Origin of the sequence: Streptoalloteichus tenebrarius (assembly GCF_024171885.1) — a bacterium.
Classification (GTDB): Bacteria; Actinomycetota; Actinomycetes; order Mycobacteriales; family Pseudonocardiaceae; genus Streptoalloteichus; species Streptoalloteichus tenebrarius.
Genome location: NZ_JAMTCP010000039.1, coordinates 35,089 through 49,607, shown reverse-complemented (window position 1 = coordinate 49,607; position 14,519 = coordinate 35,089). Strand labels below are relative to the sequence as shown.

At 67.3% G+C, this 14,519-nt stretch carries 14 protein-coding genes, 1 tRNA gene and 2 pseudogenes; 10 read left to right on the top strand and 7 right to left on the bottom strand.

Translation table 11 applies throughout. The annotated features are described in order from the left end of the window. Positions 1 to 16: 16 nt before the first annotated feature. The 4 genes and pseudogenes from LX15_RS25270 (at position 17) to LX15_RS25260 (ending at position 3,283) form a co-directional block, all read left to right on the top strand. On the top strand, positions 17 to 1,231 hold the full coding sequence (locus LX15_RS25270) for a hypothetical protein (protein WP_253672153.1): 1,215 nt from the start codon (positions 17 to 19) through the stop codon (positions 1,229 to 1,231). 164 nt (positions 1,232 to 1,395) lie between these two features. Continuing rightward, a pseudogene (locus LX15_RS33935) lies at positions 1,396 to 1,834 on the top strand (hypothetical protein). 91 nt (positions 1,835 to 1,925) lie between these two features. After that, positions 1,926 to 2,261 (top strand): PadR family transcriptional regulator, encoded by a 336-nt coding sequence (locus tag LX15_RS25265; protein ID WP_253672152.1) that lies wholly within the window; start codon positions 1,926 to 1,928, stop codon positions 2,259 to 2,261. Continuing rightward, positions 2,258 to 3,283, top strand: a complete 1,026-nt coding sequence (locus tag LX15_RS25260; RefSeq protein ID WP_253672151.1) for a hypothetical protein — start codon at positions 2,258 to 2,260, stop codon at positions 3,281 to 3,283. Before LX15_RS25265 ends, LX15_RS25260 begins: the two co-directional genes overlap by 4 nt. A 911-nt stretch (positions 3,284 to 4,194) precedes the next feature. Here the strand turns inward: LX15_RS25260 and LX15_RS33680 are convergent. Continuing rightward, positions 4,195 to 4,506, bottom strand: coding sequence for a transposase (locus tag LX15_RS33680; RefSeq protein ID WP_372502794.1), 312 nt, complete (start codon positions 4,504 to 4,506; stop codon positions 4,195 to 4,197). A 506-nt stretch (positions 4,507 to 5,012) separates the two neighbouring features. Here LX15_RS33680 and LX15_RS33675 point away from each other — a divergent pair. Then, positions 5,013 to 5,228: pseudogene (locus LX15_RS33675) on the top strand (RNA polymerase sigma factor); the annotation flags it as partial. Positions 5,229 to 5,243: 15 nt separating this feature from the next. Here the strand turns inward: LX15_RS33675 and LX15_RS25255 are convergent. Continuing rightward, positions 5,244 to 5,495, bottom strand: coding sequence for a hypothetical protein (locus LX15_RS25255; protein ID WP_253672150.1), 252 nt, complete (start codon positions 5,493 to 5,495; stop codon positions 5,244 to 5,246). Positions 5,496 to 6,027: 532 nt separating this feature from the next. Here LX15_RS25255 and LX15_RS33670 point away from each other — a divergent pair. From LX15_RS33670 to LX15_RS25235, 5 genes are all read left to right on the top strand, one after another. Further along, positions 6,028 to 6,354, top strand: coding sequence for a lactococcin 972 family bacteriocin (locus LX15_RS33670; protein ID WP_372502793.1), 327 nt, complete (start codon positions 6,028 to 6,030; stop codon positions 6,352 to 6,354). Positions 6,355 to 6,578: 224 nt separating this feature from the next. Then, positions 6,579 to 7,538, top strand: coding sequence for a hypothetical protein (locus tag LX15_RS25250; protein WP_253672149.1), 960 nt, complete (start codon positions 6,579 to 6,581; stop codon positions 7,536 to 7,538). Positions 7,539 to 7,594: 56 nt separating this feature from the next. Then, positions 7,595 to 8,866, top strand: coding sequence for a bacteriocin-associated integral membrane family protein (locus LX15_RS25245; RefSeq protein WP_253672148.1), 1,272 nt, complete (start codon positions 7,595 to 7,597; stop codon positions 8,864 to 8,866). A gap of 2 nt (positions 8,867 to 8,868) precedes the next feature. Beyond that, positions 8,869 to 9,528: an ABC transporter ATP-binding protein gene (locus tag LX15_RS25240; RefSeq protein WP_253672165.1), complete on the top strand. Its 660-nt coding sequence runs from the start codon at positions 8,869 to 8,871 to the stop codon at positions 9,526 to 9,528. A 479-nt stretch (positions 9,529 to 10,007) separates the two neighbouring features. Further along, entirely contained in the window at positions 10,008 to 10,241 is a 234-nt protein-coding gene (locus LX15_RS25235; RefSeq protein WP_253672147.1) for a hypothetical protein, read from the top strand. Here the strand turns inward: LX15_RS25235 and LX15_RS25230 are convergent. The 5 genes from LX15_RS25230 to LX15_RS25210 form a co-directional block, all read right to left on the bottom strand. Beyond that, complete coding sequence (locus tag LX15_RS25230) at positions 10,150 to 11,424, bottom strand: DNA cytosine methyltransferase (RefSeq protein ID WP_253672146.1); 1,275 nt, start codon at positions 11,422 to 11,424, stop codon at positions 10,150 to 10,152. The genes LX15_RS25235 and LX15_RS25230 overlap by 92 nt on opposite strands. A 57-nt stretch (positions 11,425 to 11,481) precedes the next feature. Beyond that, entirely contained in the window at positions 11,482 to 11,862 is a 381-nt protein-coding gene (locus LX15_RS25225; RefSeq protein WP_253672145.1) for a hypothetical protein, read from the bottom strand. A gap of 464 nt (positions 11,863 to 12,326) precedes the next feature. Then, a tRNA-Pro gene (locus LX15_RS25220) sits at positions 12,327 to 12,400 on the bottom strand. A 164-nt stretch (positions 12,401 to 12,564) separates the two neighbouring features. After that, positions 12,565 to 13,755 carry a sensor histidine kinase gene (locus LX15_RS25215; protein ID WP_253672144.1) on the bottom strand — a complete coding sequence of 397 codons (1,191 nt, stop codon included), beginning with the start codon at positions 13,753 to 13,755 and terminating at the stop codon, positions 12,565 to 12,567. Continuing rightward, positions 13,752 to 14,435, bottom strand: a complete 684-nt coding sequence (locus LX15_RS25210) for a response regulator (RefSeq protein WP_253672143.1) — start codon at positions 14,433 to 14,435, stop codon at positions 13,752 to 13,754. Before LX15_RS25210 ends, LX15_RS25215 begins: the two co-directional genes overlap by 4 nt. Positions 14,436 to 14,519: the final 84 nt, after the last annotated feature.

Here is a 14,519-nt window from a genome sequence, read left to right as displayed (position 1 = left end):
GACCAGGGAGAGAGCGATGCCCCACACAACGGAGGAGTGGCTGCGCGACTATGCGCTGCTGGCGCTGCGACTGGACCGCCAACTGGAGGGAAGCGCCACAGGAACGGTGCTCATCTACCGGGGGCCTCAGCGGTGGCGCACCCAGGCCGAGCGCGAGGAGCCGCTCCCGCCCGGACGGCTGGCCGAAGACGCCGAGGCCCTGTTGCAGGACATCCCGTTCCCGCCCGAGCGTGCCAGGTACCTGGCCGCACACGTCCTCGCGATGCGGACCGTCGCCCGACGGCTGGACGGGGAGAAGCTGCCGCTGCCGCAGTACGCCGCCCAGTGCCTGGGCATCCCGGTACGCCCGCTACCGGAGGAGCTGTTCGAGGAGGCGCACAGCGCACTGGACGCCGCGCTGCCCCGGACCCCCGGCTCCCTGACCGAGCGCCTGCACCGGTGGCAGGCCGCGCACACCCTGCCGCCGGACCGCGTGGACGAGCTGCCCGCCCTGGTCCAGAAGGCCGTCGCCGAGACGCGTCGGCGCACCAACGAGATCGTGGCCCTGCCGGACGACGAGGAGGTGCGGTGCCGGCTCGTGTCCGGCGTGCGCTTCCGGGCCGCAGGGGACCACGAGGGCGGGGTCCGTTCGACCATCCACATCAACCGCGACCTGCCGTTCAACCTGGCCGACCTGCTGTACGTCGTCACGCACGAGGGGCACCCGGGGCACATCGCCGAGTCCCTGCTCAAGGAGCGCCTGCTCGTCGAGGGACAGGGCCGGCTGGAGCAGCAGGTGCGGTTCATGCTGGCGCCCAGCTTCGTGCTCAGCGAAGGGCTCGGCCTGCACGCGCAGGAGATCGTCTTCCCCGGGGACGAGGCCCAGGCCTGGCTGACCGACAACGTCCTCGCCGCCCACGGCATCGAGCCCGACGGCAGCGACTTCGCGGCTGTCCACCGCGCGCAGAACATCCTGTTCGGCGTGTGGGCCAACACCGCGCTGCTGGCGGCCGAGGGCCGCCCCGACACGGAACTGGCCGCCTACCTCTCCCGTTGGGCCCTGCTCTCCGAGGCCGAGTCTGGCGCGGCACTGGGAACACTGCGAGCCACGGGCATGGCCCTGTACGTCCTCAGCTACTTCCACGGCTGGCGGCTCCTCGACTCCTGGCTCGCCACCCCCGACCGCACCACCAGGGTCCGCCGCCTGCTCACCGAACAACTCCTCCCAGCCGACCTGAACCCCACCGACTGACTTCCCGCCCCGAACGGCCGCGGCCCGCCCCGGCGGGCCGCCACAGGCGCTCGGCCTTCACACGTGGGGCGCGTTCCGCGACATGGGCCAGCGCTCGTCCTGCACGCCTAGCCCTCTCGCAATGCGAGGCGGGGCACTGGGATGCTCTCGACCTGCGGGAGCGGATGCGCCGGGGTGAGGATCCGATTCCGTCCAAACGGCGGGTGATCGGCAAGCCTGGTGCTACGGGGAGCAGCCATCAGAGCGCATCTCGCCGTCCCACTCAGCGCGACAAGAGAGACGACCGAGACCGCGCGGTGAGAGAACCGACGGCCATCCTGAGAAGCCTGACGGGCGATCCTTCGCTGAGGTTCACCGAGACGGGTCGCACTGTGCTGCGCTGGCTCGGCGCATGTGATCGGCCTTGAGGACTGGGGCGGACGGCGTGACGCCATCCCCGCGCACTGCGCCCGTGCCGTAGCCGACCTCGCCCGTGGATGCGCCAGGGCGTGGCTGGACCTCGCTGAGCAGATGGAACGACAGGGTGCCTCGGGGCACGGCCCTGAGGCACCGGGGCGGGAAGCCAGGAGGGCACCCGGTGGCGCAAGGAGTCCGCGGAGCTGACAGCCGCATCGGCGGCCAGAGGCCCCACATCAAGCTCTCCCTTGCATGATATATCGCAGAGCGATATAAGTGGGTCATGGCGAGACGCGAGATGTCCGAACAGGCCTTCCTGGTGCTGGCCGCATTGGCCGGAGAGCCGACGCACGGTTACGGCGTCGTGCAGGCCGTGGCCGAGCTGTCCAAGGGGCGGGTGGCCTTGCGAGTGGGCACGCTCTACGGCGTGCTGGACCGGCTGGCTGCCGACGGCTTGGTGGAACTGGACCGAGAAGAAGCACACGAGGGCCGACTTCGGCGGTATTACCGACTGACCAACGACGGAGAGCGTGTCCTTGCCCATGAGGCGCAGCGACTGGCTGAGAACGCCCGTGTGGCCACCGAACGCCTGAGGCAACGGGGTTTGAGGCCAGCCACGGGGGGTGTCGCGTGAGACCGCTCGAACAGCGCTACCGCCGGGTCCTGCGGCTGCTGCCGCGGTGGTACCGCGAGCAGCGCGAACAGGAAATGGTGGACGTGTTGTTAGCCGGCACGGCGGAGCACGACGGGTGGCCGGAGCGCGCCGAGTGTGTGAGCGTGGCTGCGTTGGCCGTGCGGATGCGCGTGGGCGGGGTGGCCGCCCCGCCGCGAGTCTTCGCGTGGGGACAGGCGGTGCGGTTACTGGCCGTGCTCGGCCTCCTTGCTCATGCCGTCGGCGCCGTCCTTCGGCTCACCGAGTCGGACGCGTTCTACCGGTTGCGCACACAGCAGACGGGGTCGATCGCCAGCGCGTTTGACCTGCCGGCCAGGCCCTCGGAGTGGCAGGTGTTCGTCGGGCAGGTGTTGCCGTTGTTGAGCGTCGCGGCGTTGGTCCTGCTGCTGCGGGGCAAGTACGTCTGGGCTCGCGTGTTCGCGATCGGCACGCTTGTCCCGTCAGTGCTAGATCTTTTCTGGCATCTGTCGGTGAGAAACTTCTCTCCGTTCGCGTGGATGTTGGACCAACTGCCGCTGTGGGTTCCGGTGTTGTGCGTCCTTGCCGGATTCCACCGGGACGCTCCGCCACGGGCCGGCCGGAACTGGATGCTCCTCATCGTGAGTCTGTCCGTTCTCGCGGCGCTTGTGGTGTCGTTCGTGGGGCCGACGGTGCCGATCTCCGACTTGGTGGTGGCGGTCATCGCGGCACTGAGCTGTCTGGTCTGCCTCGGCGTGTTGTGGCGCAACAGCGACCTGGAGCCGGCGTGGCCACTGGCGTTGAGCGGCCTGACGGCACTGCTCGCTGCCGCCCAGGCTCCGACCATCTACTACTGGCTGTCCGGTTCGGCTCGGTTGGGTGACCTAGTGACACACGAGTCAGGAGCAACCGTCGCCCAACTCATCATTCCGCCGCTGACCCTGATGGCTCTCGGGCTGCCTCTCGCGATTTGCGGCCTGCGCAGGCTTCCGAACTCCGAGCGAGTGCCCACGTCCATCGCCTGACGGTGCGCCTGGGCATTGGCGCCCCTTCGCGACCCATAGTCGCGACCACGCCTCACACCACCCGAACACCGCCGTTTCACGGGAATCAGCGTTCCAGACAGAACAACAGACAGGGGAATCTATGATACCAGCCCTGTCGTGGTCGGCCCCGCCGAACACTTGAACAGGCAGGGCCGCCCGACGCGCGGCATCGCCAGGCTAGCCCGCGAATGACAGAAATTGACACCGCAGGACGAGGAGCCCGGCGAGGTCCCCGGTATGCGACGGAAAGCTGTTCGCCGCAACCCCGCCCCCCGGTTTCGCCTGCGATTCCATCGAATCCGATGGATTGAATCAATTTCTCGGAAGAGGACGGTCTTCTGGTCTACCCCGCCCCGGTGATCGGCACGATCACCGGGCTGCTCGCCGGTCTCTACCCCGCCTGGCGAGCCACCACCATCGAACCCGTCGAAGCTCTCCGCCGCTGAATGAGCCGCCAGCGGGAAATGATCACAATCAACGCGGGAACATCCAGCATCACCGGCGCCTTGTCGCTGACCAAGGGATTTCGTCAGCGCCACTTGATAGTGGTCATGGCGATGCTGCCCGCCGCGGTGAGCACGTCAGCGGGGTGGTGGAGCATCGCGTTGCCGAAGGATGCGGCCCGCCGCGATGCGGTTCTGTGTGGTTGGCACAGACCGCCTCCTCCCAGCCAGCTCCCAACACCTGCTCCCACGCGGCGAACTCCCGATGTGCCCCGACGGTCGACGAAGTACCACCAACGCCACGAACCGTCGAGCCGCGCAACTGAGTTCTGCGACCTGTTGTCGACCTTCGGCCTGACAGCAGGCGGCTCGCTGTGCGTCACGGGTACCAGATCGCGGAACTACTTGAGCTGGTTGAAACAGCGTTCAACGACGTTGCGCTGCATGTCACGTTGGTCGTCGAAGGCCGGTGGCCGCCCGCCACACGCCACCCAGGCTCGCGCGGCGGGCGATTTGGTCGCCGCGTTCCGGGCAGAGGAACGTGCGCGCCGCGTGCGCAGCGCTGTTGCGGGTTGACGGGCGCGAGTACGCCTTGTCCGGGATCACCGCCTCGGGCCGGACGCGGGGGTGTCTCGGTCCGGGGCGGGCAACACGGATGCCGTGGAGCAGTGGCAGCAGTTGCGGGTTGTCCCCGGCCTGACCGGGTGTGATCAGGATGCACATCGGCCGACCACGTCCGTCGACCGCGAGGTGGATCACGGTGCTCAGCCCGCCGCGGGGACCGGCCAAGCCCTTCCCCACTGACAGCGCGGGCTTCGATCCCGGCGACGCCCCCTTTTCCGGGCGCCGGCGGTGTGGTGGTGGGCCCGGACGATGCTGGAGTCGACGATGACGATCCACCCCGGCCCGCCGATCGCGTCGTCCTTGACGATCACCCGAGCGAGGACGCGCTGCCCGCCACCGTCCGCGGTCCACCCCACCGCGGCCGCTCGTGCGGGGTCCTCCACGGTCCGTGCCGGTCGGGCAGGTCCCGCCACCAAGCGCCGGGGGCGCGGCTTCCCCAGGAACGCGTTGATCACCTGATGTGAGCCCACCACCCGCGGCCACGCCCCGACACCGGTCACAGTGGTTCGATCTCCGCCCAGGCCCGATCGGTCGGGTTCACCACGGCCAACCACGCGCCAGGGCTGGGTGTAGCTCACCCGAATGGCCCTGTGACGCCCGGGGGCTGCCGGACATGAGCGGTGTGACAGGGAGGAGAAGCTTTGTCGCCCCCACAGGACCGTTTCGATGCTCTCTACCGGCAGCACTACGACCCCATAGCCCGCTATCTGGGCCGACGTCTCCAGCCCCACGTGGTGGAGGACGCCGTCGCCGAGGTCTTCACCGTCGCCTGGTGTCGCCGAGACCACCTTCCCCACGACCGCGAGGTGCTGCCCTGGTTGTACGAGGTGGCGCGGCGGGTCGCGGCGAACGAGCGCCGCCGCCAGCAACCGCTACAGCCAGCTCGCCCAACGACTGCCGCCCACCGCGACCACCCCACTACCGGCCTTGAACCCGAACAGCTCGACGTCGCCGCCGCGTTCGACCACCTCACCGCCGGCGACCAGGAACTCCTGCTGCTCTCCGCGCAGGACGGGCTGGGCGTGGGCCAGATCGCCGCACTGCTGGGCTGCGGCCGACCAGCGGCGGCATGGCGCCTGCCGCGACAGCGTCGAGCCCCAGCCGCCAGTCAGGTTGCCAATCACGTGTTCGCAGCTTTCTCCGGATACGGACCGTTTGGTGGGTTTTCAGGGCGACGAACGGACTAGGCCCAAAAGAACTACCTGACGTGCGGACACTTTCGAGGCGAGAACCGAGCACGCCAGAGACGAATCGCGGTCGCACGTCATCCCCGGTGGCATGTGCTCTGTGTTGCTGACCAGCAGGTCTGGCATAGCCACAGCTAAAGGTGGCGGGCGACTCGGACCAGCTCATTACTCCTGTCGGGCGGTTGATCGACTGCGGGCGACACGGACAACTTGGAGACACCAGCTTCTACGCCACGCGAACAGCAAGAAGGCGAGGCGAACCGCTGGTGAGGTCCGTTGCGCGACGATCATTTGAGACCACCATTCTCAGCTCAACATAGGGGGAAGTAGAGTTGCCTACTGGCTTCGCGTCACGCAAGTCCCGTGCTGGCAGGGCCTTGGCAGTCGCCTCGATGATGGTCCTGATGTTTGGGGGAAGCATCTCCGCCGCGCAGGCGACTCCGGGCTTCGGCGGCGCGCTGGAGGGTGATTGGCACTCCCCGGCCGCGAGGGTCGCGACGGCGGCGAATGGTGCCACGGCACCGAGAGGGACGGCTTATTCAAGAAATGCTACTCGAACTACAAGCATAACAACAATTACCACGGCTCGACCGCCGCTATGGCAGGCGGCACCGACACCAGGTATGGGGCGGCCGGCTATTGGTCTCAGGCCGGTGTGACGGCCGGTTGGGCACACACGTGCTACACGTACTACAACCCCAACGCCCAACCTCTGGCTGAAGTTAAAAACGCCCGCGCCTTTCAACACACGAAGCTCGCCCAGTACCGGGCAGGTTGGTTTACCAATCAACGGTAACCAGTCCCGCTCCGGAAGGCACTCCTCAATCAGCCACGTGGTACCATCGCCTGAAAGGAGGAGCAAGCAACCAAATCCTCCTGCACCTCGAGGAGGTCCACCATCCGACAGGCGGTTCTCGCAGTATGGCCAATGCCTTGCACCCTCACAGAAGGTTCCCCTCTCGGCGGTATACTTGGCAAGAGTAGCGAGAGTTTATGAGACCAACACTCTCCGCACTCTTTGTGGCGACTCTCCTCTCGATACCACTGATCATTCTCGAAGATGCGGTCTTCGAGCAGGAGTCACAAAGCCAAACCGCTGCCAGCCGGGTGGGCACCGAATTTGTCTGGCCTGACCACTTCGGCGCCGCCGACCCCGAGGCGGCGTTACGCATCCTCACCGAGGCAGCCGAAGCCACCAAGGCCAACGTGCTGCGCACGTCGGTCAACACCTCCAGGTCCGGACGAAAACACATCACACACTACTTGCTCATGAGTCGGGACGGAAGCGGCCTGTTCCATGAGTTCGCTCTCGCTGACGGGCGCTGGCTGAGCCGTGCCGACTCGCACGCCGGTACCGTGACGGTTTCTTCAGCACGCACTGGCGAACCCTCCAACGCCGGCGTGCCTGTGGTCTTCGGCAGCAACTACGACCTCACGTTCGCACCATTACGTCAAGCCTTCGATTCCCTGCCGGTCGCAGGTCGATATTTCGTCGAATCCGACGACAATGCCACCGCCGGTCACTTCCTCACACTCGTCCATCAGCGTTTGGTCGAGTCAGGAGTCCACAACCTGACTATCAAGGACTTCAAGGCGGAACATCCTCAGAACACCGCCCGAGGCAACACACATCTGAAATCCATAGCGTACATCCTCACGGGCGTGGCCACGCTGATCATCGCTTTCATCCTGCTGCGCGAGGGGAAGCGGATCGGTGTGCTGCGGCTGCTGGGACACTCCTCGGCGCGGATCTGGTACAGGGTGGTGGGACGACTCCAACTCGCGGCAGTCCTCCTAGGACTGGCTGCCTGTGCGGCCGTCTCGCTCATTGTCCCCGGCGGTGGCACATTGTTCTTGAACACGCTCGTCCTCGCGTTGGGCGAAGTGACGGCGGCCGGATTCGCGGCCACGATGATCGTCGGGTTGACCATCATACACCGAGTACAGGTGGCAGAACTCATCAAAGGACGTCTGCGGTGAGCAATTATTTTCCGGCCACAGGCCGACGACGAAGCTCGTCGTCCGTAGGTTCGGCATTGATCGTGCCGGCCGCGGCCAAAACCGTCTTCGGGGTGCTGTTGGCCGTTTTGGTCGTCGTCGTGTGGCAGCAGCTCGACGACCTGGAGCGGCGGCAGGAGTTGAGTGCCCGTTGGGGAGATCTCGAGAACTACGCGGTCTTTTATCCGCGATTAATTGGAAACGACCGAGACGAGATCGAAACCAGGGGTCATGCCTCGAAGATCGTGGAGGCACGCGACCTGTACCCCGTTCTCGAAAAGGCCGGCGCGCTTTACGTCGACGCAGGAAGTTATGAGCCAGGGATACCCCAGGACCCTCCGCCTCCGATGCCGAGGCCGCCGATCCGAGTAAACACGAACTATCTCAAGAAGTACCCAATCCTGGACAGCTCCGGAAGTCCCATAAACGTCGCGGATCACGAACAGGCGTGGGTGGTCGCGATACCAGAGAAGTTCAAGTCCCGGGAAGCCGAACTCAGAAAATTCCTCCGGGCCACTCGAACTGGGGGAGCCGGTTTCGAGGGCGCGGTGCAGGCCCAGGAGAGAATGCTTCGCGAACCTGTTCCCCAGCAGTTCACCCGTCAGGAGGTTCGCATCATCTGGACGGCCTCGGAGCAGAAGGTTTTCTCCTTCAATTCCAAGGTCAGTCCCGACACCGGCAACATGATCGTGGACCCCGTCATCGAGATCATGACCCCCGCGAACAGCATGACGGTGGATCGGCTCAACGCGATTACCGGTGGAATGAACCCATCCCTGAAGGTTCACGTCGAGGGCGACCCGGCGGCAACGCTACGCGAAATTACCCCGCTCCTGAAGAAACTCAACCTCGACGACAACCTACAGCATCTGGTGACCCCTCAAGAAGCCATGCTCACCGAGGTCAGCGACATACGGAGCGGCCTCTCGTGGGTCGCGGCCTTCGCGGTCGGATCACTCCTCGTCATGCTTGTGCTGAACGTGACGATGGTCGTCATCGGTTCCGATCGTCTACAGAGAAGGATCATCGTGCGGAGGCTCCATGGCATCGGTTTCACGCGTGCCTATCGGGAGCTACTCACCATTCTGGGCGGAACCTGGCTGGGTCAGGCGGTCCTCGCCGTCGCGGTAGGCATGCTACTGGGAATGCGCTCGTCGTCGCCGCCCGGCGTTGGGGCGACCATGTTCGCCCAGGTGCCGAGGGTGCTGGCCGTCCTCGTCGTTTCGTTGCTGATCGAGGCGCTGTTCGTAATCGTGACCGCAGGCATCGTCGAACGCCGGAACGCGGTCAAGCGACTGAAGGAGCTGTGACCATGCCGAACCACTGCGAACTCCTGGGAGTCCGGAAGCAGTACGGCGGCCGCAAAATCCTCGATGACTTCAGCCTTCAGATCGAGGCTGGTGAAATGGTTGCCCTCACAGGCGCGAGTGGATCGGGAAAGTCCACCCTTCTCAACATAATCGGGCTGCTGGACGCTCCCGACGGCGGTGAGGTCCGGATACTCGGCGACAGAGCGCCCAAGCCTCGCTCTCGCGCCGCCAACCGCATCCTTCGTCATCACCTGGGTTATCTGTTCCAGAACTTCGCCCTCATTGACAGCGAGTCGGTCGCACACAATCTGGAGATCGCCCTCACCTACTCGGGTCGGGCAACCTCGAAACAGCGACGCATCGCGGAGGCGCTCGAGCAGGTCGGACTGCCGGGAGCGGAGGAGCGGAAAGTGTTCTCATTATCCGGAGGCGAGCAGCAGCGGGTTGCCGTGGCGCGACTACTGCTCAAACCCTGCGATATCGTCCTGGCGGACGAGCCAACAGGCTCCCTGGACGCCGAGAACCGCGACATCGTCCTCAGTCTTCTCCGTAGCCTCAACGAGGCAGGGAAGACCATAGTCATCGCGACGCACGATAAGGTCGTAGCCGGGAGTTGTTCACGGTTGATAGCTTTGGGTGACACAACGACAGCGTCATCTTAACGCTCCGTCCGTTGCTGGGCGCTCCGCCGTCAAGCTGGAACTCCGCAGATTTTGATCCGCATGGCGGCGGAGCTACGGCCGTGCCGTGGCCTGTTGTCGCCGCGCGATCGGCGGACCGCCTGCACAACACCGCACGGCCACCGGACTCCTTGCAGGTCGGGAGCCTGGGAGCAGGCTACTCAACTCCATCTCGGGTCACACCACCGGGTATGGTTCTCCGCTGCCGTCGCCAACAGCTTTTCGCCCGAGTGGGAAAAGCGATCGAAATCGGTGCGGTACATGCCCACCCACGGCACGGAGGCGTGTTCCAGTTCGCATCGACATCGGGCGCGACCCGGCGACCGGCGCAGGCATCTGACCAAGACCGTCGACACCAAGAAGGAAGCCCGCGCCGAGTACGCCACGATTAAGCTCCAGACCGGCGAGGGGACGTTCGTCGTCCGGACAAGATCACGGTGTCCGAGTGACTGGACACCTGGTTGGCATCGACCACGGTCGACGTCGAGAAAGCCACCGCCGCCATCTACGCCGACGCGCTGCTCCCCGTGCGGGAGCGACTCGGCAGCAAGCGGCTCCAGGAGGTCACCGAGGAGGACGTGGACGACCTGGTGCGCTGGATGCTCACCGCCAGCCGCAAGCGTGACGGCAAGGTCGGCAGCGGGCTCGAGTTCGGTCGGTCCAGCTCACCCTGGGGCGGTTCCGGTCGGCCCTGAACGTGGCGGTACGGCGGGAGCTGAGGACGAGGACCAGCACCTGGTAGGCGCCCTGGATGCGGCCCGACACCACATCCGCGCCGCAGGTGAGCAGATCCAGGCCATGAGCGCCGTCGTCGCCCGGTGGGTCCCTTGGCCCCTGCTGACACTGGTAGCGAACACCGCCCGGCGCTCCGAGATCACTGGGGCCGTCCTCCACGATCTCCGTGGAGGACGGCCCCAGTGATCTTCGCGCTACTCCGGCCAACGGCCGAACCTCCTTCCGACCACCACCCCTGACGCAATTCGGCGCGCTTAGCGTCGTTTTGTCCGCCGAGTCCTCAGCGCGGTGAGAGCCGGCTGCGGTCGCTTGCGTGAGCAGTGAGTGAAAGCGGGCTGCATCGTGGCGGTTGTCGACGCGCGGCCAGGAGCGGAGGAAGCGGCGTTCGCGGTAGTGCGGGGCGCCGACGTCGGCAGCGAACGCAACGCCAGCACGTGTCATACCCCGTGGTGGCCAGGTCCCTGAGAACAGCGTGCAGGCCCCGTTGCGCCATCGGAGGACGGCGACGTTCTCCACGGTGAGGAGCGCAGGTCGTAGAACGCGAACGGCCTCCACGATGTCGTGCCACAGTCCACTGCGTTGGGCCAGCTCAATTCCGGCGCGTTTGCCGGCGGCTGAGATGTCCTGACACGGGAAACCGGCGGTGAGCACGTCCACACGTTCTGCGGTATCCCAGTCGATGTCTCGGAGGTCGCCCGGCCGGAGGAAGATGCGGGTTGCGGCGAGGATGCGGGTGAATCCGGCCAGCAGTCGGTGGTGACCGACGTGAGCGAGGTTGGCGCGGGTGATGCCCACCCAGTGCCGTTCGTACTCCACGCCGAGCGCACGGCGGCCCGTGTGGATGGCTTCGACGAGGGTGGTGCCCATCCCGCACATCGGGTCGAGTACCAGGTCGCCGGGCTGGGTGTAGTGGAGGATGGCGTGCGCGGCCACCGCGGGAAGCATGTTCGCGGGGTGGGCGGTCGACTCCGGCACATACCGTCCGGCCCGCTGCGCCGCCGGTGAGGACTGGGCGGTGGCCCACACCGACAACGCGGGTGCGCCTGGGGCGGCATCATGAAGGGCGTCGAGTACGGACTGCGGGCTCGGCGCGGACGTGGTGTGGAGTTCGGTGGGGATGTGGGAGAAGCAGGCGTTCGTCATCGCTCCACCTCGCTCCCGGTGCTCATCGTGTCGTGGAACGCGGGGCCGGCGTGGTGGTCACGGGGGGCGGGCGAACACGAGCACGTCGGAATGGACCGGTTGATGTGGACGGCGAATGCCCTGCTCGAAGTCGCGCTGCGAGACCCAGACATGTGGCGATGCGGCCGGTAGGTCGAGAGGGAGAAGCATCTGGCCGTCGCGCACCCATGTGTGCATGACGACGACGTGCTGGAGGTAGAGCAGGTGGGCGTTCTGCCCGGCGGTCACCACAGCACTGGTCGGGTCGACCAACTCTCCGCTGGACCAGTCGCAGTGGGTGAGTACGGCAAGGATGCCACCGACACGCAGCAGGCGGACGGCCAGCAACGCCATGTCATCAGCCGCAGCGATGTCGCCGTGCCGGAACCGCCCCGGCGCGGCACACCACAGGAACACCACGAGCTGGCACCCGCTCAACCTCGCTGATCGCGACGCAACGAACGCCCATTCCCGCGCTGCCTGCGACACATGGACTCACATCGTGCGCGTGATCGCGTTCGACGCCGTACACGACACCGGGCCCGCGCCGCCCGCCAGGTCCATCCACCGACACCGCCCTTGCCCTGGCTGCCGGCCGGCGGGGATGCGGATGCCCAGGACTGGCTCACCCGAGAAGCGACCAAACCGACAGCGCTTGGCCAGCCGAATGTTCACGCGAACAACACCCGGTCCGGTGATGGGACACGGCCCCGGGAACGCGACCCCATAACCACCCAGGGACACCGATCCTCCCAAAATCCTCCCAAAACCCGCCGCAGCGCGAGACGGGGGCGCATGGGGATGATCAACGGGGATCGACAGGAGGATGCGAAAAGCCCCGGTGACCTGGGCTTTCGCCATGGTCACCGGGGCTTCGCTGGCCGTCGGGACGACAGGATTTGAACCTGCGACCCCTTGACCCCCAGTCAAGTGCGCTACCAAGCTGCGCCACGTCCCGGCCACACCCCCCATCGCGGGGTGCTCGATCACTCTAGCGCATCCGTCCCGACCGCCCAAAATCGGGAGGTCAGGGGCTGGGTCCGGACACGCGAGCGGGGACGCTCCCCGGCGTCCCCGCTTCTCCCCCCTGGCCGCGACCTCCCCCCGGTCCGGCGAGATCAACTATGCGGGAGCGGGTTCGGCGGGACTACCGCCGATCGTCGAGTCGTCCTCGTCGACTTTCGTCGGGGTCGGGTCGACGCCGCGGAGCGGGATCTCGGCGACGACGGCGAAGCCGCCGGCGGCGGTGGGGGCGGCGGTGAGCTCGCCACCGGCCATACGCATCCGCTCCACGAGGCCGGGCAGGCCGGCGCCGTGGGCGCCGTCCTGCGGGAGCGGAGCACCGGTGGGCACCCCGTTCTCCACGGTCACCCGAAGCCGGCCGCCACGGCGGTCGAGACGGACCACGACGGGCGCGCCGGGGGCGTGCTTGGCGGCGTTGGTCATGGCCTCCTGCACCACCCGGTAGACGGCACGGCCGGCGCTGGGCGTCAGCTCGGCCCCGAGGGCGGAGCGGTCGTCCAGGCGCACGGTCAGCCCGGCGGCACGAGCCTTGGCGACGATCTCGGGGAGCTGCGGCAGCCCGGGCGCGGGCTCGGGCATGCCGTTGAGGAGCCCGAGCGCCGCGCGCATCTCGGCCAGCGACTCCTTGGCGAGCGCGCGGAGCCGGAGCGCGGACTCCCTGGCCTCACCGTCCTGGGTGGTGGCGGCGAGCGCGGCGGCCTCCACGGCGATGAGGGTGGCGTGGTGGCCGACGGCGTCGTGGATCTCCCTGGCGATGGCGGCGCGCTCCTCGGCCTTGGCGCTCTCCTCCCGCGCGGCCAGCTCGGCGGCCCGCGCCCGCTGCTGCTCCCGCAGGCTCCGCGCGAGCTCCTCCCTGGTCGCCACGAGCTTGCCGAGCAGGGCGGGCGAGCCCGTGTAGAGGATGCCGAAGACCCCGCTGAGCACGAGGTCGTTCCACATCAACCACGGCTGCGACCACACGACGCCGAGCAGCGCGACGCCGGCGGCGAGCACGACCCAGGTCGCCAACAGGACGATCGAGCGGGTGCACCGGCCGACCCGGAACAGGGTCAGCACGGTGGGGATCATGCCGAGGCCGCCGAACAGCGCCGGCACGCACACGGCCAGCATGAGCACCGGGGAGAGGAGCCGCAGCGGCAGCAGCAGGGAGGCCACGAGGGCCGCGTCGTGCGCCCAGGGGAACAGGGAGGGCCGCGCCATCAGCACCAACGACACCGAGGCGCCGATGAGCAACACCTCGACGCCCCCGCGCTTGGCGATGGTCAACAGACGGGGCGACACGGCGCTCATCCGTCCACGCCCACGGCACGCTGGGCGATCAACGCCGCCTGGACGCGGTTCTGCGCGCCGAGCTTGCTCAGCACGGTGGACACGTAGCTCTTCACGGTGGCCTCGGTGAGCCCGAGGCTCTCGCCGATGGAGGCGTTGGAGCGGCCGTCGGCGAGCAGTTCGAGGACCTGCCGCTCACGGGCGCTGAGCGAGCGGACGCGCTCGATGTCGCGCCGCTGCCCGCTGGCGACCCGCAGCCGGGGCAGCAGCCGGGCGGTGATGCGGGGGTCGAGCACGGCCCCGCCCGCGGCCAGGTCCAGCACCGAGCGGACGAGGACGTCGGGCTCGGCGTCCTTCAACAGGAACCCCTGCACGCCGAACTCCAGCGCGGTGGCCACGTACTCGTCGAGGTCGAACGTGGTGAGCACCGCCGCCGCGGGGGCGTCCGGCTGGGCGCACAGCACCCGCAGCGCGGACAGCCCGTCCATCCCGGGCATCTGGACGTCGACGAGCACGACGTCGGGATCGTGCCGGCCGACGGCGGTGAGCAGCTCCTCGCCGTCACCGGCCTCGGCCACGACCTCGATCCGCCCGCTCGCCTCCAGCAACACCCGCAACCCACGCCGGAGCAAGGCCTCGTCGTCGGCCAGCACCAGCCGCACTCTGCCGCCCACGGCGGAACCCTCGGGGCCGGTCAGCACCGCCGCCCCACCTCCCTGTGTCCGTCCACTGGGTCAGCAAGGCTAGGCGTAATCCGTCCGTGGTTTCCACGGCTCGTGAAATGA